The following is a 20679-nucleotide window of genomic DNA, read 5'->3' as shown; positions in this document are numbered from 1 at the left end:
CGGATAGCCTGGCTGGATGGATGAGCACGCGCCCGCGGATGCAGCGGCCGAGACACGCGGATCGTCGGCGCAGCCCGGATACGGTGTCGGGCCCTGGCCCGGCGGTCAGGACGAGTGGCCCGCGGACCCCTGGTACGACCCCGAGCTGCTCGCGGCCGGCGACACCCGCAACGTGATCGATCGCTACCGCTACTGGCGGATGGACGCGATCGTCGCCGACCTCGACACGAAGCGGCATCCGTTCCACGTGGCCATCGAGAACTGGCAGCACGACATGAACATCGGCTCGATCGTGCGCAGCGCCAACGCGTTCCTCGCCGACACCGTGCACATCATCGGCCGTCGCCGCTGGAACAAGCGGGGTGCCATGGTCACCGACCGCTACCAGCACGTCGTGCACCACGAAGACGTCGAGACCTTCACTGCCTGGGCCGCCGCCGAAGGACTGCCGATCATCGCGGTCGACAACGTCGCGGGTGCCGTGCCCGTGGACCGCGCCGAGCTGCCCCAGAGCTGTGTGCTGCTGTTCGGTCAGGAAGGCCCCGGTCTCTCGGATGCCGCGCTCGCCGCAGCATCCGCTCATATCGAGATCACGCAGTACGGCTCGACCCGGTCGATCAATGCGAGCGCGGCCGCCGCCGTGATCATGTACGAGTGGTGCCGGAGGTACGCGGGCTGACGGCTGCGCAGACCCTCTCGACACCGTGACTGCTCGGGCGTAGCGTGAGTGCCGATCCGAGGAGGTCGACATGGCAGCGATCAGTGGCATCCGCCCGTTTCTCTGGTTCGACGGGCAGGCGCAGGAGGCGATGGAGTACTACGTCTCCGTGTTTCCGGACTCGTCGATCGACCGGGTGGTCCTCTATCCTGCTGAGTCGCTCGACGAGCACTTCCAGGGGATGACCGGCAAGGTGATCAGCGGCGAGTTCACCCTGAACGGCTCGCCGTTCGGGTGCCTCGACGGAGGTCCCGAGTTCGCGTTCAACGAGTCGATCTCGTTCGTGATCGGCTGTGCGGATCAGGCCGAGATCGACCACTACTGGCAGGCCCTCTCGGCCGTACCGGAGTCGGAGGCATGCGGCTGGTGCAAGGACAGGTTCGGAGTGAGCTGGCAGGTGGTGCCCGCGGGTCTGGACCTGCTGCAACAGAGGCCTGAGCAGATCCAGGCGCTCATGCACATGAAGAAGATCGTGATCGCCGAGCTCGAGAACGCCTGATCCCCTGACAGGTCAGTCTCTGTCGATGCCGAACGTGTTGCGGTAGAGCGCCGTCACATCGCGGTCGAGAGCGCGGATCTCGCCTAGAACCTCGGTACGAAGGCCTCCGATCTCTGCCTTGACGACGTGGATGAAAAGTGTCGACACGACAGTGATCATGCCGAACATCGAGGCCGCGAAGACGCCGATCAGCACCCACACCTGCGGTTCGTTCATGGTCAGCACGCTCCGATTCTCGTTCGCTCGTGACGAGAATGCCAGGGCTGGAGCACGAGAGTTGGCGAGATTCCGGGATACGTCCAGAACTCCGGACTCGCGACGAGTGTGCAGTGTCAGACGCCGGCCGTGACCCAGCGGCCGGAGCGCACGCGCCAGCCGAGAGTGCCCAGTCGGGCGAGCAGATAGATGCCGAAGAACGCGAGGCCGAGCCAGATGAGGCCCGCCGAACCGTCGACGCCGCTCGCGGCGATGATCCACAGCGCGGGCAGGAACGGCACGAGGTTGAGTCCGCCGGCGAGCGCGAGATACCGCGCGTCGTTCGCGCCCATCAGCACACCGTCGAGCACGAAGACCACGCCGGCGATCGGCTGTGCGAGCGCGAGGATCAGCAGCGCCGGCTGCACGAGCGCGGCGATCTGCGCGTCACCGGTGAACACGATGCCGAGCACCCCCGAGAGCGCCGCGATGATCGCGCCGACCGCCACACCGAACCACGCACCCCAGGCCACGGTGCGCTTCAGCACCCGATGCACCTGGAGTTCGTCGCCGGCACCGAGCTCTTTGCCGATCAACGCCTGCGCGGCGATCGCGAGCGCGTCGAGAGCGAAGGCGGCGGCCGAGAAGATCGTGAACACGATCTGCCATCCCGCGAGCTCGTCGGTGCCGATGCCCGTGGCGACGGCGACCGTGGCCAGCAGGGCGATGCGCAGACTCACCGTGCGCAGGAACAGCCAGCCGCCCGAGCGCGCCGTGCTGCCCATGCCGTCTCGGCGGGCCTTCAACGAGGCGTCGTGCGTGGCAGCGAGCCGCCGGATCACGAGCACGTAGGCGCCGACCATGCCCCACTGGGCGACGACCGTGCCGGCGGCCGATCCTGCGATGCCCCAGCCGAGTCCGTAGATGAAGACCACGTTGAGCAACGCGTTGGCGCCGAACCCGAGGCCGGCGATCCACAGCGGAGTCATCGTGTCCTGCATCCCCCGCAGCAGCCCTGTCGCGGCGAACACGATGAGCATCGCCGGGAGTCCCCACATCGAGACGACGAGATAGGCGTTGGCGTCGGCGGCCACCGCTTCGCTCGCGCCGAACAGCGACACGAGCCAGGGGGAGGATGCCGCGCCCGCGGCGGCGAGCACGGCCCCGATCGCGAGAGCGAGCCACATGCCGTTGATCCCGACCGATACGGCCTCGCCGGGCCTTCCGGCGCCGAACAGTCGGGCGACTGCCGGGGTCGTCGAGTAGGCGAGGAAGACCATGAGTCCGACGATCGTCTGCAGCACCGCACCGGCGATGCCGAGGCCTGCGAGCGGCGTCGTGCCGAGATGCCCGACCAGCGCCGCATCGACGATCAGGAATGCGGGCTCGGCGATCAGCGCACCGAGCGCGGGGACGGCGAGGCGCAGGATCTCGCGGTTGAGAGTGCGCTCGGTCATGCTCCGAGCCTATGGGCTGGCGCCGACAGGCGGCGGCGCAGCGGGCCCGGCCCTTCGGATCACGTGCAGTCGTACCCTGGTAGGACCAGGATGCGACGGAGGTGCATCATGACGGATCCTCGAGAAGCCGCGGCGCGCTACCGCGCGAGGCAGCGAAGCCGGAGCGACGGCGACGGCGACGACGAGTCGGGTGCGGAACCGGGCATCGCGGCAGCCACAGACAGAGCCGCCTTCATCGAGACGGCCATCCAGGTCGCGATCCGCAGGGGCGACTTCGACGACCTCCCCGGGGCGGGCAAGCCCCTGGAAGGGCTCGGCACGCACCACGACCCCGACTGGTGGATCCGGCGCAAGATCGAGCAGGAGAACCTGACCGGCCTCGGCCCTCCGGCGATCCTGCTGCGCACGGAGGACCGCGAGCTCGACGACCAGCTCGATTCGCTCGGTCGCGAGGCCGACGTGCGGTCGGTGCTCGAGGACTTCAACCGTCGGGTGCTCGAGGCCCGACGCCAGCTGCAGGGCGGCCCGCCCGTCGTGACGAAGCCTCGCGACATCGACGCCGAGGTCGCCGCGTGGGCCGAACGGCGTGCGGCGCGATTCGCAGCCCGTGCCGCACAGGCGCCCGAACAGCCCCGGCGACGTCGGTTCGGCCTCCGTCGTCGCGCGTGACGGCTCCGGCCCGAATGTCGGAGCGACGCATAGGCTGGTCGGCATGACCGACGTGCTTCCCTCTGGCCTTGAGACCTCCGAGTTCAGCTCCGACATCCGCCCGCAGGACGACCTGTACCGCCATGTCAACGGCGCCTGGCTCGCCCGCACCGAGATCCCCGGCGACAAGGCGCGGTGGGGATCCTTCCATCTGCTGGCCGAGCAGGCCGAGAAAGACGTCAGGGCGATCATCGAGGAGTCGCAGGATGCCGAGCCCGGCACCCTCGCCCGCAAGATCGGCGACCTGTTCGGCAGCTTCATGGACACCGAGCGCATCGATGCGGCCGGAGTGGCACCCCTCGCCGAGACGCTGGCCGAGATCGAGGCGATCGACGACATCCCCGCATTCCTGCGCACGGTCGGCGCCTACGACCGAGACGGTCGAGCGCACCTGATCGGCTTCTACGTCGACGGCGACCCCGGAAACCCCGAGCGCTACCTTCCGGTGATCGTGCAGTCGGGCCTGTCGCTCCCTGACGAGAGCTACTTCCGGCTCGACACCTTCGCCGAGACCCGCGCGGCGTACCGCGCGCACCTCGAACGGCTTCTCGCGCTCGCCGGAATCGCGGATGCCGCGGGCACCGCCGACCGCTCGATCGCGCTCGAGACCGAGCTCGCCGGGCACCACTGGGACAACGTGCGCAGCCGCGACGCCGTCGCCACGTACAACCTGAAGACCTGGCCCGAGATCCAGGAGCTCGCCGGGGTCGACCTCGAGCCGTGGCGGGACGCCGTCGCCCCCGCGCACCCCGAGGCGTTCGCCGAGGTCGTGGTCTCGCAGCCGAGCTTCCTCGAAGGACTCGGGTCGCTGCTGACCGCCGAGCGCCTCGACGACTGGAAGGCCTGGCTGCGCGCGCAGGTCGTGCACGCCGCGGCTCCGTACCTGACCGACGACTTCGTGCAGGAGAACTTCTCGTTCTACGGCACCGAGCTCACCGGCGTCCCTTCCATCCGCGAACGCTGGAAGCGCGGTGTCTCGGTGACCGAGAGCGCGCTCAGTGAGGCGATCGGCAAGGTCTATGTCGAGCGGCACTACCCGCCGACGGCGAAGGCCGCGATGGACGAGCTCGTGGCGAACCTCATCGAGGCCTACCGCCAGAGCATCACGGATCTCGAGTGGATGACGGCCGAGACCCGCGAGCGGGCTCTTGCCAAGCTCGACTCGTTCACGCCCAAGATCGGGCACCCCACGGTCTGGCGCGACTACTCGAGCCTCGAGATCGACCGGGCCGACCTGTTCGGCAACGTGCGGCGAGCGGCGATCTTCGAGCACGACCGCAACGTGGCGAAGGTCGGCAAGCCGATCGACCGTGACGAATGGCACATGCCGCCGCAGATGGTCAACGCCTACTACAACCCGTCGATGAACGAGATCGTGTTCCCGGCGGCGATCCTGCAGTACCCGTTCTTCGATGCGTCGCGCGACGCGGCCGCCAACTACGGCGGCATCGGAGCGGTCATCGGCCACGAGATCGGTCATGGGTTCGACGACCAGGGCAGCCGCTACGACGGTGACGGCAAGCTCGAGGACTGGTGGACGGATGCCGACCGCTCGGCATTCGAGCAGCGCACCAAGGCGCTCATCGCGCAGTACGACGAGCTCGTCCCTGAGGGCCTCGACGCCGAGCATCACGTCAACGGTGCGCTGACGATCGGCGAGAACATCGGCGACCTGGGCGGCCTGGGCATCGCGCTCAAGGCGTACGAGATCGCTCTCGACGGTGCGGAGGCTCCCGTGATCGACGGGTACACGGGCGTGCAGCGCCTGCTGCTGTCGTGGGCGCAGGTCTGGCAGCAGAAGAGCCGTGACGCCGAGACGCTGCGACTGCTCACGATCGATCCGCACTCGCCGAACGAGTTCCGCTGCAACCAGATCGTCCGCAACATCGACGCGTTCTACGAGGCGTTCGACGTCACCGAAGCCGACGCGCTGTGGATCCCGCAGGACTCGCGAGTCACGATCTGGTGAGACGTCGGGCATAGGGCCCCGCGCCGCGAGGGGGTGCTCTGCGGGCTCCGGATGACGATCTGATGACCGTATACCGGAGTACGCAGAGCATCCTCACCTGGCGGGGTTACGATATCCGTGCTGCGGAGGATGGACACCGCAGCATCCCGCCAATCCCTCCCCCTTTTAAGGATCACGCGTGGGTGCTCCCGAGCCTGTCGACGGCCCGCCACTGGCCGCACTGCGCCGCTCTCAGCGGCCCAGCCGACGCTTGCCGCGTCGCGCCGCCGAGGGGCGGCGATCGTTCACCTCCACCCTGCGCGCGCTCGAGCAGTTGGCGGATGCCGGGGCCCAGGTGTCGGTGCACGTCGTCGACCTCGACAACCACACGCACGTGCTCTCGGGTGATGACCATGTGACCATGCCGGTTGGGGGGCTCGGTGTCGTTCCCCTGCTGATCGAGGTGGCGGCGGCGTTCGAGGCCGGCACGCTCGACCCGCTCGAGATCGTCGAGCGCAGCGCCGTCGACGCGGTCTCGACGTCGGGGATCTGGCGGCACCTGCGTGCGCCCGCGCTGCCGCTCGAAGACCTGGCGGTGCTCGCTGCGACGGCCGGAGATCCCATCGCCGTCAACGCGCTGCTGCAGAGGGTGGGGCACGATCGGGTGCGTCACCGCATCGAGGCGCTCGGTCTGCGCCGCACGGCTCTGCTCGATCGGTTCCGCGATGAGCGCGGACCCGACGACGCGCCCCAGGTCGCCGTGGGTTCCGCGCGCGAGCTGGCGGGTCTCTTCTCGGCGCTCGTGAACTCGCAGGCCGTGGGTGCCTCGGTGAGCGCTCAGGTGTCGGAGTGGCTGAGCCTGAATCAGGATCTGAGCCTCGTCGCCTCTGCGACAGGTCTCGATCCCTTCGCGCACGATCACGATGCGCACGGCCTGCTGTTCATCAACAAGACCGGGCGCGACCGCGGCGTGCGCGCAGAGGCGGGAGTCCTCGCGGGTCCTCGCGCTGGTGTCGCGTACGCGCTGATCGTCTGCTTCGACGACCTGTCGATCGCGCACCGCCTCCGCGCGCACGACGCCTTCCGCGTCCTCGGCGTCGAGCTCATGGAGTACACGCACTGATCGCTCAGCGTACGCGCGCACGGGGCTTGGTTAGCCTGGAGGAATGCCGCGCACCGATTGGACCCCGCACCGCCGAGACGACGGCGAGTTGCTCGGCTGGATCCACCCCGAGGGCGACGCGTGGGTGGGCGTCGACGTGCTCGGCCGCGCCGTGACCGAGCCGACGGAGTGGCTCGACGCCGAGGCAGCTCTGGAAGACCACGGCATCTCGTGGCTCGCCGACCCCTGGATGCTCGAGGGCGAGGCCGAGCGTGCCCTGCGCGTGCGCATCGTCGAGGTCACGCCCGAGGGTGAGGGGAGGGCGGGCCGCATCGTGGTGAAGGTCGACGACTTCGGCGATGTCACCCGCCCGGCCACCCAGCAGTATGTGCTCTCCTGGCCCGCCCCTGACCGGCTGCGGATCCCATCGTCGACGGATCCCGATCCGCGCGTGTTCTGACCTGACAGCCTGGTCGGCCGGCACGGACGGGGTGGGCCTGCGCGGTCAGCTCGGCAGCGACGGGTGCTGCTCGGACGAGCGCTGGCGCGGGATGAACAGCGACAGGACGAGCGCGACGATGCCGGCCGCGATCGCCAGCCAGAAGCACACGTCGAACGCCGCCCTCGTCGGCACGGAGGCTCCGCCGACATCGATGCTCATCGCGGCCAGTACGCCGCCCATCACGGCGGACGCGCTCGAGGTGCCGACTGAGCGGAAGAGGGCGTTGAGTCCGTTCGATGCACCCGTCTCGTCGGCGGGCACCGACCGCATGATGATCATCGGCATGGCGGCGAACGTGAACCCGATGCCGACGCCGATGAGCAGGTTGCCGACCAGGATGTGCCACACCTCGCTCGACCAGAGCAGCACGAACACGTAGGCGAGCACGATGGCTCCCGCGCCGACGGTGAAGAGGGGCCGGGGTCCGACCGTGCGCTCGAGCCAGCCGGACAGCGGTGAGATCACCATCATCACGAGCCCGGCCGGCATGATGATGAGCGCCGCCGAGACCATGTCCAGTCCGAAGCCCGCGCCCGAGGCGGTGGGCCCCTCGAGCAGCTGCGGGAAGGTCACGTTCGACGCGAACAGCGCGAAGCCCATGCCGATCGCGGCGATGTTCGTGAACAGCACTGCGGGGCGCGCGGCGACCCGCAGATCGAGCAGCGGATCCGTCGTCCTCAGCTGGTACCAGCCCCACACCAGCAGCACGCCGACTCCGCCGATGATGCACGTGAGCGTCAACGGAGCCGTCCAGCCCCACTCCGCTCCGCGTGAGACGAAGAGCAGGATGCCGGTGAGGCCGATCGCGAGCCCGATGGCGCCGAGCACGTCGAGGCGGCCGGGGAACCGCAGCACGTCCTCGGGGATCACGAGCAGCACCAATCCGAGACCGACGACGCCGAGAGCCGCGGCCAGCCAGAACAGCCAGTGCCAGTCGGCGTTCACGGCGAGCAGGGCCGCGACCGGCATCCCGATCGCACCCCCGACGCCCATCGTCGCGCTCATCAGGGCGACGGCGGTGCCGAGTCGCTCGGGTGGCAGCACGTCGCGCATGATCGCGATGCCGAGCGGCACGACGCCCGTCACGGCACCCTGCAGCGCGCGCCCGATGATCACGCCGACGATCGACCCCGAGAGGGCCGCGATGACCGAGCCGATGATGAGCAGTGCCAGCAGCACGATCACGACGCGTCGCTTGCCGTACATGTCGCCGAGTCGCCCCGAGATGGGGGTGGCGACCGCGGCGACGAGCAGCGTGATCGTGACGACCCAGGTGGTGTCCTCACGGGAGGCGTTCAGCAGTCGCGGGAGCTCGGCCTGCAGCGGCACGACGAGCGTGAACATGAACGACGAGCAGAGTCCCGCGAACGCCAGCACCGCGATGACCGCCCAGCGCGGAGCCTTGCGGGAGAGCCTTCTGCGTGCGCGATCGTCGTTCTCTCCCATCGCCTCAGGCTATCGGCGATCCGCACACCGGGGTCGCGCCGACCCCTCGCGCGGTCGCGCTCAGCTCACGCCCTTCATGAGCCGGAGCACGGGCTTCGCCGACAGCAGCAGTCCGATTCCGACGACGATCGCGATCCCGCCGAGGATCGAGAAGTAGGGCACCTCGTTCTTCGGGTCGTAGAACTGCACGAGCCACCCCGAGATCGCCGTGCCCAGAGCGACGGAGAGGAAGAACAGCGCCACCATCTGCGTGTGGAAGACCCGCGGTGCGAGCTTGGTCGTGACCGAGAGCCCGACCGGCGAGATCAGCAGCTCGGCGATCGTGAAGACCAGGAGGATGCCGACGATCGCGAGCAGGGGAGTCGAGTTCGCGGCTCCGTTCGCGAAGGGGAGGAACAGCAGGAAGGCGGCCCCCATGATCATCGCGCCGAGTCCGAACTTCACCGGTGTCGACGGCTGACGGGTGCCGAGACGCGTCCAGATCGCGGCGAAGACGCCCGACAGGATGATGATGAAGACCGGGTTGATCGACTGCACCCAGGAGATGGGCATCTCGAAGCCGAACAGATCGCGGTTCAGTCGCTCGTCCGAGTACACGGTGAGCACGGTGAACTGCTGCTGATACAGCGACCAGAACGCGACGCTCGTGATGAACAGCGGCAGGAAGCCCCAGACGCGCGAACGCTCGGTGCCGTCGATGCGACGGCTCGTGAGGATGACGGCGAAGTATGCGACGGAGGCGACGACCGTCGCGATGATGACGATGGTCGCGAGGTTGTCCGCGGTGATGACTCCGACCAGCACGAGCACCGCGATCAGCACCACGGCGGCGACGGCGATTCCGGCGACGAGCGGGTAGCGTGACCTCGGCAGCGGGTTCGGCACGTTCCGCGCCTCGTCGGGAAGAGCGCGACGACCGAACGCGTACTGCACCAGACCCAGCGTCATGCCGATCGCGGCGAGCCCGAAGCCGAAGTGGAAGCCGAGCGTCGACTGCAGGATGCCGGTGAGGATGGGGCCGAGGAACGCGCCGAGATTGATGCCCAGGTAGAACAGCGAGAAGCCCGCGTCGCGACGCGTGTCGTCGGGGCTGTAGAGAGTGCCCACGACCGCCGTCGCATTCGCCTTGAGGCCGCCGGAGCCGAGCGCCACCAGCACCAGTCCCACGCCCACGCCGAGGAAGCCCGGCAGCAGCGCGAGCGCGACATGGCCGGCCACGATGACGATCGCGCTGAGGAACAGCACCCGTTCCGACCCCAGGATGCGGTCGGCGATCCACGCGCCGAGGATGGTCGAGAGATAGACCGACCCGCCGTACGCTCCGACGATCCCGCCCGCGACCGCCTGGGAGAGTCCGAGGCCGCCCTCGGTCACCGAGAAGTAGAGGTAGATCAGCAGGATGCCCTGCATGCCGTAGAAGCTGAACCGCTCCCACATCTCGACGCCGAAGACGTGGACGAGAGCCCAGGGCTGTCCGAAGAACCGGGTGTCGGACTTCTCGGCTGTGGTGTCGCTGGATGCCATCCCTCCACGGTACGCCTCGTCAGGGCGCCGATCACAGCCGGATCGTGTCGCGCGATTCCGAAATCCCGCGCGGGAGGGGCAGACTGGGGTCGTGCGAACCATCCGTGATCTCGACACCGTTGAACTCATCATCGACGCGCAGAGCCTGCTGGACTCGATCCGCGGCCCCGAGCGCGTCATCGACGCCGGAACCCTGCGCGCGCTGCAGCAATCCGGCAACTACGTCGTCGGGCTCTTCGACGCGGAAGACGGTGAGGAGCGCATGGTCGGCGCCTCCATCGCGTTCTTCGGCGCCCCGGCACGGCGGGCCATGCACTCGCACATCACCGCGCTGCTCCCCGAGTACCGCGGCCGTGGATGGGGGCGTGAGCTCAAGGAGCACCAGCGTCAGTGGGCGTTCTCGCGCGATGTCGGCAGGATCAGCTGGACGTTCGACCCGCTCGTCGCCCGCAACGCGCACTTCTTCCTCACCGTGCTCGGAGCGCGTGTGACCGGATACTCGGTCAACCGGTACGGGATCTTCGGCGGCGGTGACGCAGGTGACGAGAGCGATCGACTGGACGTCGAGTGGGCGCTCGCCGACATCGCGAAGCAGCCCGACGCCGATTCCGTCGTCGAGACCCTCGAGATCCCGAGCGACATCGAGGCGATGCGGGTCTCCGATCCGGATGCCGCGCACGAGTGGCGCCTGCGCCTGCGCGCCCAGATGGAGGGACTGCTCGGCAGCGGGCTCACCCTCTCGGGGTTCGACGTCGACAAGGGCTACCTCTTCTCGGCGGCCTGAGCGCTTCTCAGCCTGCGAGCTTCGGGGCCTGCGAGTTGCGCTCCGGTCGGCGCGGATAAGATTGATGTGCCCGTGATCACGGGTCATCTCCCGCATCCGACCATTGGAGCCACCGTGGCCGAACAGTCCCGTCTCGACAAGGTCATCGCCCTTGCCCGCCACCGCGGATTCGTCTTCCAGGCGGGTGAGATCTACGGCGGTTCGAGGTCGGCATGGGACTACGGGCCCCTCGGCACCGAGCTCAAGGAGAACATCCGCCGCCAGTGGTGGCAGACGTTCGTGCGCGGGCGCGGCGACATGGTCGGGCTCGACTCGAGCATCATCCTCCCCAAGCGCGTGTGGGAGGCATCGGGCCACGTCGCGACCTTCAGCGACCCGCTCGTGGAGTGCCTGCACTGCCACAAGCGCTTCCGGGCGGACAACCTCATCGAGGACTTCGAAGCGCGCAAGGGCCGCACGGCCGAGAACGGTCTCGCCGACGTGCCCTGCCCCAACTGCGGCACCAAGGGGCAGTACACCGAGCCGAAGGAGTTCTCCGGGCTCGTGAAGACCTATCTCGGTGTCGTCGACGACGAGTCCGGTCTGTACTACCTGCGCCCCGAGACCGCGCAGGGCATCTTCGTCAACTTCTCGAACGTGCTCACCGCGAGCCGCAAGAAGCCGCCGTTCGGCATCGGCCAGGTCGGCAAGGCGTTCCGCAACGAGATCACGCCGGGCAACTTCATCTTCCGCACCCGCGAGTTCGAGCAGATGGAGATCGAGTTCTTCACGCCGCCCGCCGACGCGCAGGAGTGGTTCGAGCACTGGGTGGAGGCCTGCTGGAACTGGTTCATCGATCTCGGCATCGACCCCGAGAACATGCGCCAGTTCGACGTGCCCGAAGACGACCGTGCGCACTACTCCGCGGGCACGATCGACGTCGAGTACCGCTTCGGCTTCACCGGCAAGGAGTGGGGCGAGCTCATGGGCGTCGCCAACCGCACCGACTACGACCTGTCGAGCCACAGCGAGGCGTCCGGTCAGAGCCTCACGTACTTCGACCAGGCGACCGGCGACCGCTACACGCCCTATGTGATCGAGCCGTCGTTCGGCCTCACCCGCGCCATGATGGCCTTCCTCGTCGACGCCTATCGCGAAGAAGAGGTGCCGAACGCCAAGGGCGGCACCGACGTGCGCACCGTCCTCAAGCTCGACCCGCGTCTGGCTCCGGTGAAGGCCGCCGTGCTGCCGCTGAGCCGCAACGAGCGCCTGTCACCGCTGGCGCGCGAGGTCGCCGACACGCTGCGCAGCTCGTGGGCCGTCGACTTCGACGATGCCGGAGCGATCGGTCGCCGCTACCGCCGCCAGGACGAGATCGGCACGCCGTTCTGCGTCACGATCGACTTCGACTCGCTCGACGACCGCGCCGTGACGGTGCGCGACCGCGACACCATGGCGCAGGAGCGCGTCTCGATCGACGAGCTGCACCAGTACCTCGCGGAGCGCCTGAAGGGCGCCTGATCCTGATGGGTTCTCCGGGGGGAGGAACGCAGGAGGAGCTTCGCGCGGCGACCCGACCGGTCGCCGCGCTGGTGATCGGCGCACTCGCGGTGAGCTGGATGCTGCTCGCCGTGCTCGACCTTCGCGACAACGACGGAGCAGCGCCCCTCGTCGCGATGTTCGGCATCCCCGCGATCACGTCGGCACTCGTCATCCAGATCGTCATGACGCGACTCGGCGAGCGCAAGAGAGTGCCGAAGCCGGTGCTGTGGCTGATGCTCGGCGTGCTGCCCGTCGGAACCCTGCTCGGCTTCGTGGTGGCGTTCCTGCGTGACCCCGAGTACTTCGTCGGCGACGAGAGCCCCTGGATGCTGATCTGGGTGCCGATCTTCATCTGCGTCGGGGTGATGCTCGGCGCCCTGGTGTGGTTCTTCTTCGTCTTCCCCCTCGTGTCGCTCGCGAGGGTGATCCGTCTGATCGCCCGCCGTGAGGCGCGGCCTGCGGCGTTGATCATGCCGTTCGTGCTGCTCGCGCTCGGTGTGGTGTGCGTCGTCGGGGGCATGTCGATGTCGAGCGGCGAGGTCGGACGCCGGGCCGAGGCGCAGATCATCGCCGCGTTCTTCGGGATCCCGGGCACGTATGAGGTGATCTGGGAACCGGGGCTGTGGATCGTGCGCGGCATCGTCGCGGCGATCGTGATCGTGCTCGCGGTGCCCGCGATCGCTGCCCGCCGGCGCCGGGGCGGCGTCAGCCCGTGACGGTCAGCCGTACCTGATCGGTGCCGCCCGCCTCGACCCACGCGAGCGAGCGCTCGAGGATGCCGCGCAGCACGTCGAGGTCGACCTGCTCGAGGTCCTTGATGTACAGGCAGCCGACCCCGGTGGTGTGCGCGCCCAGATCGTCGAGCGCTTCTCGGTGCGCATCCACTCCGTCGAACAGGTAGATCGTCGTCGCCGCCTTTCGTGGCGCGAAGCCGAGCACACCGCTGTCGCCCTCGGTGCCGGTCTGGTACCGGTAGTGGCAGCTGCCGAAGCCGATGATCGTGCCCCAGGTCTGCGGTTCGCGCCCCGTGATGTCCTGCATCAGGGCGGTCAGCGTCTCGGCGTCCCGACGGCGCACGGCGGGGCTCGAGCGGGCGATGAGGCCGGCGACGTCATCGCCCGTGGGCTTCATGCCTGGGCCTTCGCTGCGGCCTTCATCGCCTTCTTGTGCTCGCGCACCTTGGTCAGCGATTCCGGCGAGACGATGTCGGCGACGCTGCGGTAGGAGCCCTCGACGCCGTAGTCGCCGGCGGCCTCGCGCCAGCCCGCTCCGGTGAAGCCGTACTGCTTGCCCAGCAGCGCGAGGAAGATCTTGGCCTTCTGCTCACCGAAGCCGGGGAGCGCTGTGAGGCGCTTGCGCACCTCCGCTCCCGACGGATCGCCCTCGGTCCAGATCGCCGACGCATCGCCACCCCACTGCTCGACGATGGTCTGACACAGCGTCTGCACCCGCGCGGCCATGGAGCCGGGAAACCGATGCACCGCCGGGGTCTCCTTGAACGCGGCGAGGAACTCCTCCGGGTCCATGCTCGCGATGGCCGCGGCGTCCGCTGCGCCCGTGCGCTGCGCGATCTTCAGTGGGCCTGCGAATGCCGTCTCCATCGGAACCTGCTGATCGAGCAGCATCCCCACCAGCAGAGCCAGCGGATTGTCGGTCAGCAGCGCGTCGGCGGCGGTGTCTCCGGTGATGTGAAGGGCCATGCGTCCAGTGTGGCATCGCCGCCGCCGGGATCGGTGTCAGATGCGCTGCAGTTTGGGCAACGGTCCCTCGAGCCGTGCGATCGAGACCCGGACGTCGGCGATCTCTGCCTTGAGTTCGGTCTTCACTCCCGCGATCTCTGCCTTGAGTTCGGTGCGGAGTTCGTGCATTTCTGTCTTGAGTTCGGTGCGGAGTTCGTGGATGTCGGTCTCGACCTTTGTGAAGCGCTCATCGATCGTGTCGAAGCGAACATCGAGCCCGCGAGACTGCCGCGCGAGCATCCGAGACACCCCTCCGAGCACGGTGGCCGTGAAGGCAAAGAGGGCGATGATGATGCCGATCACATCCGGGTCCACGAGCATGCTCCCAGTCTGCGCCGAGGGTCGGACGCTGTCATGCGATCGACGATATGAAGCGTGGGCGATGCGGCGCCCGCGGCGTTCGTGCAAACCTCGGTCAGGCGGGAGAGAAGCCCGCAGGCCATCTCGGTGCAGAGGAAGTGGTCGCGTCAGGCGGTCGCCGCGTCGATGTCCGAGGTGTGCGCGGGCTCGACCGGCTGAATGCCGTAGAGGGTCGAGAGCGCGGCCGCGAATTCGTCTGCCTGCCCGCTCGCGGCGAGCGCGTGGGCGCGCGTCGTCGGGGTGTGCAGCAGCACACCGGTGAGGTGACGCAGCGCCTGCTCGACCTTGCCGTCTTCGTCGCCACGGGCACGTGCGCGATCGATCTCCGCGTCGAGCAGCGCGAAGATGTGCGATCGCAGGGCGACGATCGACGGCGTGACGCTCTGCCGGCTGCCCACGACATGGAATGTGTCGGCAGCTTCACGCACGACGGTGCGAGCGGCATCCGTCGCCTGCAGCTCTTCGAGCGGTGCGTGCAGGCTGATGGTCTCGAGATCGAGGAGCGCGACACCCTCGAGGGCGGCGACGGCGGGGTCGACGTTGCGGGGCATGCCGAGGTCGATCACCATCTGGCGGTGCGACGCGACGGGGCAGCCCGTGGTGGCGATCCCGGTCGGCGCCTGGAGGTGCTCCGGGGTGAGCACCGGCTCGGTCGCCGTGGTGCAGGTGATCAGCAGGCTCGAGTGAGCGGCGGTGCGTGCGTATTCGCCGGCCGCGACCGGGCGGATGCCGTGCTTGGCCGCGAACTTCTCGGCGCGACCGGAGGGTGAATACACCGAGATGTCGACAGCGCCGCGCTCGCGCAGGGTGGCCAGAGTGACGGCCGCATATGCGCCGGTGCCGACGAGCAGTACGCGCTCGGCCGACCAGTCGACGATGCGGCTGTCGGCGAGCTCCAGCGCCAGCCGCACGAGTGAGCGACCGGCGCGGCCGAGGGCGGTGACGTTCTTGACCTTGCGCTGCGCCTGGCTGGCGCGCTGGAAGAGACGCTCGAGCTCAGGCGAGGTGGTTCCGTCCTTGCGGGCCGACGTGAGCGCGCGTCGCACCTGGCCGGCGATCTCGCCCTCTCCGGCGACCACGGACTCCAGACCCGAGGCGACGGAGAACAGGTGCTCGGCGACCCGGCGCCCCGAGTGCACGTCGTACGCGCCCTCGAGTTCGACGGTCGAGATGCCGGTGGCGGACTCGACCGCTTCGAGCACGGCCTCGACGCCGATCGCACCGGCGGCGGTGACGGGCTCATCCATCTCGACGTACGCCTCGAAACGGTTGCAGGTAGCAAGAACGACCGCACCCTGCACGCACGACGCCGTGTCCACGATCGTGGATGCGACGTCATCGGGGGTGCGGCTCAAGCGTTCGAGCAATTCGAAGGAGGCGGTCTTGTGACTCGCCGTGACACACAGCAGCACAGGACGATTCTACCCCTCCTCGCGCACAGGTCGGCCCGAGCGGGGGATGGGAGGATGGATGCATGGCTCTCTCCGACGCTCCGCTGCTGCGTGCCCTCACCGGCCCCCGCCCCGAGCATGCCCCTGTCTGGTTCATGCGGCAGGCCGGACGATCGCTGCCGGAGTACCGCGAACTGCGGGTCGGCACGCGGATGCTGGACGCGTGCCTCACGCCCGATCTCGCGGCCGAGATCACCCTGCAGCCGGTGCGCCGGCATGGCGTCGATGCGGCGGTGTTCTTCAGCGACATCGTGATCCCGCTGCGTCTCGCCGGTGTCGAGGTCGAGATCGAGCCCGGCCGTGGCCCCGTGTTCGCCGACCCGGTGCGCACAGCAGCCGACGTCGACCGCATCACGGCGATCGATCCCGACTCCCTCGACGGCACCGCGATCGCCGAGGCCGTGCGTCTCGTGACCGCCGAACTCGGCGACACACCCCTGATCGGGTTCGCGGGCGCGCCGTTCACCCTCGCCGCCTACCTGGTCGAAGGCGGGCCGTCGAAGGAGCACCTCCGCGCCCGGGGCATGATGCACGCCGACCCCGACGCCTGGCATCGCCTCGCCGGGTGGCTGGCCCAGATCTCGCGTCGCTTCCTCGAAACCCAGCGTGACGCCGGAGCATCCGTCGTGCAGCTGTTCGACTCCTGGGCGGGGTCGCTCAGCACAGCCGACTACCGCGTTTTCGTGGCGCCCCACTCCCGTACCGCGCTCGAAGGCATCGGCGCTCCGAGCATCCACTTCGGAGTCGGCACCGGCCCGTTCCTCGCAGACATGCGGCTCGACGGCATCGTCGACGGCGTCGGAGTCGACTGGCGAATGCCCCTCGACGAGGCCGCGGCGATCGTCGGTCCTGACGTCTCTGTGCAGGGGAACATCGATCCTGCGCTGCTCGGGGCGCCATGGCCGGTCCTCGAGGCGCATGTGCGCGACGTGGTCGAGCGTGGTCGCGCGGCTCGAGGTCACATCGTCAACCTGGGCCACGGTGTGCCGCCCGAGGCCGATCCCGGTCAGCTGACGCGGATCGTCGAGCTCGTCCACTCGATCTGACGGGAAGGGCCGCAACCATGACTCCTGATGCAGAGACCACCCACTCACGTGCCGAGCTCGCAGCCCGCGCCGAGCGCGCCGCGCGCACGCACGTGGTCGTCGTCGGCGGCGGCGTCGGCGGTCTGATCGCGGCGCGCGAATGCGCCAAGGTCGGCATGCGCGTGACTCTGCTCGAGAGCACGGACGTCGTCGGGGGTGCTCTGCAGCGCGCCGAGCTCGACGGCGTCGCACTCGACGCGGGCGCCGAGAGCTACGCGACCCGCGGTGGCTGTGTGCGTGCGCTCATCGAAGACCTGGGCATCGCCGATCGCATCGTCGCTCCCGCGGCAGGCGGGGCGTGGCTCGCAGGCATCCCCGGTGTCGGCGCGGCGCCTCTGCCCGTCGGAGGCATCCTCGGCATACCCGCGAATCCGTTCCAGGAAGACGTCCGTCGCATCCTCGGATGGTCCGGGGTCTGGCGCGCGTACCTCGACCGCGTGCGGCCCCCGCTGACCATCGGGCACAGTCACAGTCTGGGCAATCTGGTGGCATCGCGCATGGGCGCGAAGGTGCGCGACCGGCTCGTGGCCCCCGTCACGACCGGCGTCTACTCGGCGTCGCCCGACGACGTCGACGTCGACGTCGCCGCGCCGGGACTCAATGCGGCGCTGACCCGCGTCGGATCCTTGTCGGGAGCAGTGCAGGCGCTGCGTGATGAGAGCGCCTCACGGGCCGCGAAGGCGCAGTCTCCCGGCGCTGCCGTCGAAGGGCTCGACGGCGGCATGACGGTTCTGATCGACGCGCTCATGGCCGACCTCGAGAAGCTCGGAGCCGTCGTGAGCACCGGCGTGCGGGTGACGGAGCTCACGAAGTCGGGTGAGCTGTGGAACGTGGCGATCGAGACACCCGTCGGTGTCTCCGCCGCTGATTCCGAAGGCGCCGCTCTCGTAACCGGCGGCGCTCTCGCCACGGACGATGCTCTCGACGACGCCCCGCTCCAGGCGGACGCGGTCGTGATCGCGACGCCTGAGGCGACGGCGCGCACCCTGCTGGCGACGGTGGCCCCTGAGCTCGACGCGACGGACGCGGCCGAATCGCCGTCGATCGAGCTCGTCACGCTGCTGTTGGCCTCGACGGCGCTCGACGGGACGCCGCGAGGCACCGGCGTGCTCACGGTGCCGGGAAGCCACACGGCCAAAGCGCTCACCCACTCGACCGCCAAATGGGAGTGGGTGCAGCGGGCAGCATCCGGTCGACACGTCGTTCGGGTCTCGTTCGGTGCGCAGGGCGAGCCGCCCGCGACGGCCGCGCTCGACGACGCCGCCGCCGTGCGACTCGCGGTGCGCGAGGCCTCTGCGCTTCTGGGCGTCCCGCTCGCTCCGGACGATGTCGTCGCCGCGCATCGCTCCCGGTTCGTGCAGTCTCAGCCGGCCTCGATCATCGGCTCGGGCCAGAGGCGCAGCGCAGCACGCGCGGCGGTGCAGGCTGTGCCGGGCCTCGCCGCCGTCGGTGCCTGGCTGGCGGGGACCGGTCTCGCACAGGTCGTGCCCGACGCGCAGGCCGAAGCCGACCGGCTGCGCCGCGCACTCCTCTGGGACTGACAGGGACGGAGACGGTCGGGTCCTTCTCCGCACCGATCCCCATCAGGGGCGCGCTGTCAACCCTCTGACGAGTAGATGCCGAAATCGGCATACGGCGTTACGCTGGACACTTGCAGGCGGCCCGCAGCCGTCGGTTCGCCCTAGGCGTTCACACCGGAACAACGTGAGGAGACCCCATGAAGGGGAAGATCGGACTCGTCGTAGGAATCGGCGTGGGATATGTCCTCGGATCGCGCGCAGGACGCGAGCGCTACGAGCAGATCAAGACGCAGTGGCTCAAGGTCTGGAACCTCGATCCGGTGCAGGACCAGGTCGACAAGGTGAAGGGCTATGTCGGCGACAAGGCCGCAGCCGTTCCGGGTGCGATCTGGACCGGTGTGCAGAAGGTCGTGAAGTCGGCGGGCGGCGGAGACAAGACCGCAGGCCAGCGCCTGGACTCCGCCGTGGCCGCGGGACGCAAGGCCGCTGAAGACATCGTCGAGGCGACGGACGACGCGGTCGAAGAAGCCAAGGACGCCGCCAAGAAGGACTCTGCGACCAAGCCTGCCGCTGCCAAGCCTGCGGCGAAGAAGTCGACGGCCAAGAGCGCGCCGTCTGCGGGTTCGACCGCCGCGAAGTCCGGAGACTGAGATGCCCCGCGGATACCGCGATCGCGCCGAAGACAGCCTGCTGTCGCTCATCGGCGATCTGCCCGAGCTCATCGGCAACCTCGTCAAGGCCGAGATCGACGCGGCGAAGACCTGGGTCTCCAGGACCGCGAAGGACGCGGGCATCGGTTCCGTCTGGTTCCTCGTCGCCCTGTTCTTCCTGTTCTGGGCCGTGCCGGTCATCCTCGTGTTCGCCATCGCCGGGCTGTCGTCGTGGTGGCCGGTCTGGCTCTCGGCGCTCGCCGTGCTCGGCATCCTGATCATCGCCGTGCTGCTGTTCGCGCTGCTCGGCATCGTGAAGTTCCGCAAGGTGCTCCGTCGGCAGAACCCCGCCCAGGCGGTCGGCGAAGACATCCGACTCGTGAAGGAAGCCGGCGATGACGAACTCTGACCTGACACCCCTGCAGAAGACATCGGGTCTCACGGCGCTGCCCAAGACGGCGGTGCCGGCCGGCATCACCGATCCTGTCGCCTCGGCCCGCGCCGAGCTGAAGGCAGCGCTCGCGGCGATCGAGGTCAAGGGCAACGTGCCGCGCCGTCTCGACAAGGCGTCCAAGCGCGCAGCGGCGAAGGCTCGGGTGTTCGCCGACCGCAACCCGGTTGCCGCGATCGCCGCGGCGGTCGCGATCGCCGCCGCCGTCGGCGGCGCGGTGTGGGTCGTGGCACGCGCGCTCTCGCGCTGAATCCCGTTCGCCACGGAGTACCCCCTCGCGGGGTCTGTCAAGCGAGCGCCGGCAATTGGCCACGGCTGGGCAAAGGGGGCAGACTGGATCCATGTCCGATGAACGCGAAGAGAACCCGTCCGGCTTCACCCTGTGGGCCGTGTGGCGACGAAACCCCGACGTTCCGGTCACCGAGTCCGACTCGACCGAGCTCGAGACGATCGTCTCCTACATCGAGGACTCGGGTGTCTCGGTCCGCGGCTTCTACGACGTCTCCGGCCTGAAGGCCGACGCCGACCTCATGGTCTGGCTGCACGGCGACACGGCGGAAGAACTGCAGAAGGCGCTGCGTCGTCTGCGTCGCACCGAGCTGCTGCGCTCTCTGCTTCCGGTCTGGAACGCGATGGGCGTGCACCGCGATGCCGAGTTCAACCGTGCACATGTGCCCGGATTCCTGCGAGGCGTCGAGCCGAAGGACTGGCTCTGCCTGTACCCGTTCGTGCGCACGCCCGAATGGTACCTCGCGCCCGAAGAGGAGCGTCGCAAGATGCTCGCCGACCACGGACGCAAGGGTGCCGCCTTCACAGGGGTCATCGCGAACACGGTCGCGTCGTTCGCACTGGGCGACTACGAGTGGCTGCTTCCTCTCGAGGCCGACGACGTCACCGAGCTCGTCGACCTGATGCGCGATCTGCGCTACACCGACGCGCGTCTGTTCGTGAAGGAGGAGATCCCCTTCTACACGGGGCGTCGCCTGCGCTTCGACGAGATCGCGGACGTGCTGCAGTAG

The 20679-nt window shown here is 68.9% G+C and carries 23 protein-coding genes; 15 read left to right on the top strand and 8 right to left on the bottom strand.

Going from position 1 to position 20679, the window contains the following annotated elements:
* Positions 1-16: 16 nt before the first annotated feature.
* Both AC3WS6_RS00730 and AC3WS6_RS00725 read left to right on the top strand, forming a co-directional pair.
* The gene (locus AC3WS6_RS00730; protein ID WP_492499172.1) at positions 17-679 is read left to right on the top strand and encodes a TrmH family RNA methyltransferase; all 663 of its coding nucleotides are present in this window, start codon (positions 17-19) and stop codon (positions 677-679) included.
* 70 nt (positions 680-749) lie between these two features.
* Positions 750-1217: a VOC family protein gene (locus AC3WS6_RS00725; protein WP_492499171.1), complete on the top strand. Its 468-nt coding sequence runs from the start codon at positions 750-752 to the stop codon at positions 1215-1217.
* Positions 1218-1229: 12 nt separating this feature from the next.
* Here AC3WS6_RS00725 and AC3WS6_RS00720 read toward each other — a convergent pair whose 3' ends face one another.
* Together AC3WS6_RS00720 and AC3WS6_RS00715 are read right to left on the bottom strand one after the other, a co-directional pair.
* Positions 1230-1433: a hypothetical protein gene (locus AC3WS6_RS00720; RefSeq protein ID WP_082488386.1), complete on the bottom strand. Its 204-nt coding sequence runs from the start codon at positions 1431-1433 to the stop codon at positions 1230-1232.
* 116 nt (positions 1434-1549) lie between these two features.
* Positions 1550-2869 (bottom strand): MATE family efflux transporter, encoded by a 1320-nt coding sequence (locus AC3WS6_RS00715; RefSeq protein WP_492499170.1) that lies wholly within the window; start codon positions 2867-2869, stop codon positions 1550-1552.
* A gap of 108 nt (positions 2870-2977) precedes the next feature.
* Here AC3WS6_RS00715 and AC3WS6_RS00710 point away from each other — a divergent pair, with 108 nt between their 5' ends.
* The 4 genes from AC3WS6_RS00710 to AC3WS6_RS00695 all read left to right on the top strand — a co-directional run bounded on the left by AC3WS6_RS00710 (position 2978) and on the right by AC3WS6_RS00695 (position 7087).
* Entirely contained in the window at positions 2978-3538 is a 561-nt protein-coding gene (locus AC3WS6_RS00710; RefSeq protein WP_492499169.1) for a DnaJ family domain-containing protein, read from the top strand.
* Between the two features lie 43 nt (positions 3539-3581).
* Positions 3582-5546, top strand: a complete 1965-nt coding sequence (locus AC3WS6_RS00705; RefSeq protein WP_492499168.1) for a M13 family metallopeptidase — start codon at positions 3582-3584, stop codon at positions 5544-5546.
* Positions 5547-5724: 178 nt separating this feature from the next.
* The gene (locus tag AC3WS6_RS00700) at positions 5725-6648 is read left to right on the top strand and encodes a serine hydrolase (protein WP_492499167.1); all 924 of its coding nucleotides are present in this window, start codon (positions 5725-5727) and stop codon (positions 6646-6648) included.
* A gap of 43 nt (positions 6649-6691) precedes the next feature.
* Complete coding sequence (locus tag AC3WS6_RS00695) at positions 6692-7087, top strand: hypothetical protein (RefSeq protein WP_492499166.1); 396 nt, start codon at positions 6692-6694, stop codon at positions 7085-7087.
* 45 nt (positions 7088-7132) lie between these two features.
* On the opposite strand, the gene AC3WS6_RS00690 is transcribed toward AC3WS6_RS00695, so the two are convergent.
* Both AC3WS6_RS00690 and AC3WS6_RS00685 read right to left on the bottom strand, forming a co-directional pair.
* On the bottom strand, positions 7133-8575 hold the full coding sequence (locus AC3WS6_RS00690) for an MFS transporter (RefSeq protein ID WP_492499165.1): 1443 nt from the start codon (positions 8573-8575) through the stop codon (positions 7133-7135).
* Between the two features lie 60 nt (positions 8576-8635).
* Entirely contained in the window at positions 8636-10099 is a 1464-nt protein-coding gene (locus AC3WS6_RS00685; RefSeq protein WP_492499164.1) for a peptide MFS transporter, read from the bottom strand.
* A gap of 91 nt (positions 10100-10190) precedes the next feature.
* Here AC3WS6_RS00685 and AC3WS6_RS00680 point away from each other — a divergent pair, with 91 nt between their 5' ends.
* The 3 genes from AC3WS6_RS00680 (at position 10191) to AC3WS6_RS00670 (ending at position 13120) form a co-directional block, all read left to right on the top strand.
* Positions 10191-10883 carry a GNAT family N-acetyltransferase gene (locus AC3WS6_RS00680; protein WP_492499163.1) on the top strand — a complete coding sequence of 231 codons (693 nt, stop codon included), beginning with the start codon at positions 10191-10193 and terminating at the stop codon, positions 10881-10883.
* Positions 10884-10997: 114 nt separating this feature from the next.
* Complete coding sequence (locus AC3WS6_RS00675) at positions 10998-12383, top strand: glycine--tRNA ligase (RefSeq protein WP_492499162.1); 1386 nt, start codon at positions 10998-11000, stop codon at positions 12381-12383.
* A gap of 5 nt (positions 12384-12388) precedes the next feature.
* Positions 12389-13120, top strand: a complete 732-nt coding sequence (locus tag AC3WS6_RS00670) for a hypothetical protein (protein ID WP_492499161.1) — start codon at positions 12389-12391, stop codon at positions 13118-13120.
* Here AC3WS6_RS00670 and AC3WS6_RS00665 read toward each other — a convergent pair.
* The 4 genes from AC3WS6_RS00665 to AC3WS6_RS00650 all read right to left on the bottom strand — a co-directional run bounded on the left by AC3WS6_RS00665 (position 13110) and on the right by AC3WS6_RS00650 (position 15915).
* The gene (locus AC3WS6_RS00665; RefSeq protein ID WP_492499160.1) at positions 13110-13535 is read right to left on the bottom strand and encodes a DUF1801 domain-containing protein; all 426 of its coding nucleotides are present in this window, start codon (positions 13533-13535) and stop codon (positions 13110-13112) included. The two genes, AC3WS6_RS00670 and AC3WS6_RS00665, sit on opposite strands and share 11 nt — an antisense overlap.
* On the bottom strand, positions 13532-14104 hold the full coding sequence (locus tag AC3WS6_RS00660) for an HhH-GPD-type base excision DNA repair protein (RefSeq protein WP_492499159.1): 573 nt from the start codon (positions 14102-14104) through the stop codon (positions 13532-13534). Before AC3WS6_RS00660 ends, AC3WS6_RS00665 begins: the two co-directional genes overlap by 4 nt.
* Before the next feature lie 36 nt (positions 14105-14140).
* On the bottom strand, positions 14141-14464 hold the full coding sequence (locus AC3WS6_RS00655; protein ID WP_492499158.1) for a hypothetical protein: 324 nt from the start codon (positions 14462-14464) through the stop codon (positions 14141-14143).
* A gap of 146 nt (positions 14465-14610) precedes the next feature.
* On the bottom strand, positions 14611-15915 hold the full coding sequence (locus tag AC3WS6_RS00650; protein WP_492499157.1) for a glutamyl-tRNA reductase: 1305 nt from the start codon (positions 15913-15915) through the stop codon (positions 14611-14613).
* 62 nt (positions 15916-15977) lie between these two features.
* Between AC3WS6_RS00650 and hemE the strand changes: the two genes are divergently transcribed.
* The 6 genes from hemE to hemQ all read left to right on the top strand — a co-directional run bounded on the left by hemE (position 15978) and on the right by hemQ (position 20679).
* Positions 15978-17000, top strand: a complete 1023-nt coding sequence (gene hemE, locus AC3WS6_RS00645) for a uroporphyrinogen decarboxylase (protein ID WP_492499156.1) — start codon at positions 15978-15980, stop codon at positions 16998-17000.
* A gap of 17 nt (positions 17001-17017) precedes the next feature.
* Complete coding sequence (gene hemG / locus AC3WS6_RS00640; protein ID WP_492499155.1) at positions 17018-18580, top strand: protoporphyrinogen oxidase; 1563 nt, start codon at positions 17018-17020, stop codon at positions 18578-18580.
* 176 nt (positions 18581-18756) lie between these two features.
* On the top strand, positions 18757-19209 hold the full coding sequence (locus tag AC3WS6_RS00635) for a hypothetical protein (RefSeq protein ID WP_492499154.1): 453 nt from the start codon (positions 18757-18759) through the stop codon (positions 19207-19209).
* A 1-nt stretch (position 19210) separates the two neighbouring features.
* A complete protein-coding gene (locus AC3WS6_RS00630) occupies positions 19211-19618 on the top strand; it encodes a phage holin family protein (RefSeq protein WP_492499152.1) in 408 nt (135 codons plus the stop codon).
* Entirely contained in the window at positions 19605-19910 is a 306-nt protein-coding gene (locus tag AC3WS6_RS00625; RefSeq protein WP_492499150.1) for a hypothetical protein, read from the top strand. The genes AC3WS6_RS00630 and AC3WS6_RS00625 overlap by 14 nt, the downstream gene beginning before the upstream one ends.
* Before the next feature lie 91 nt (positions 19911-20001).
* A complete protein-coding gene (gene hemQ, locus AC3WS6_RS00620; protein WP_492499148.1) occupies positions 20002-20679 on the top strand; it encodes a hydrogen peroxide-dependent heme synthase in 678 nt (225 codons plus the stop codon).

Source organism: Microbacterium sp. EB106-03-03-XG65 (assembly GCF_058791955.1).
This window is presented reverse-complemented; position numbering and strand designations above follow the sequence as displayed.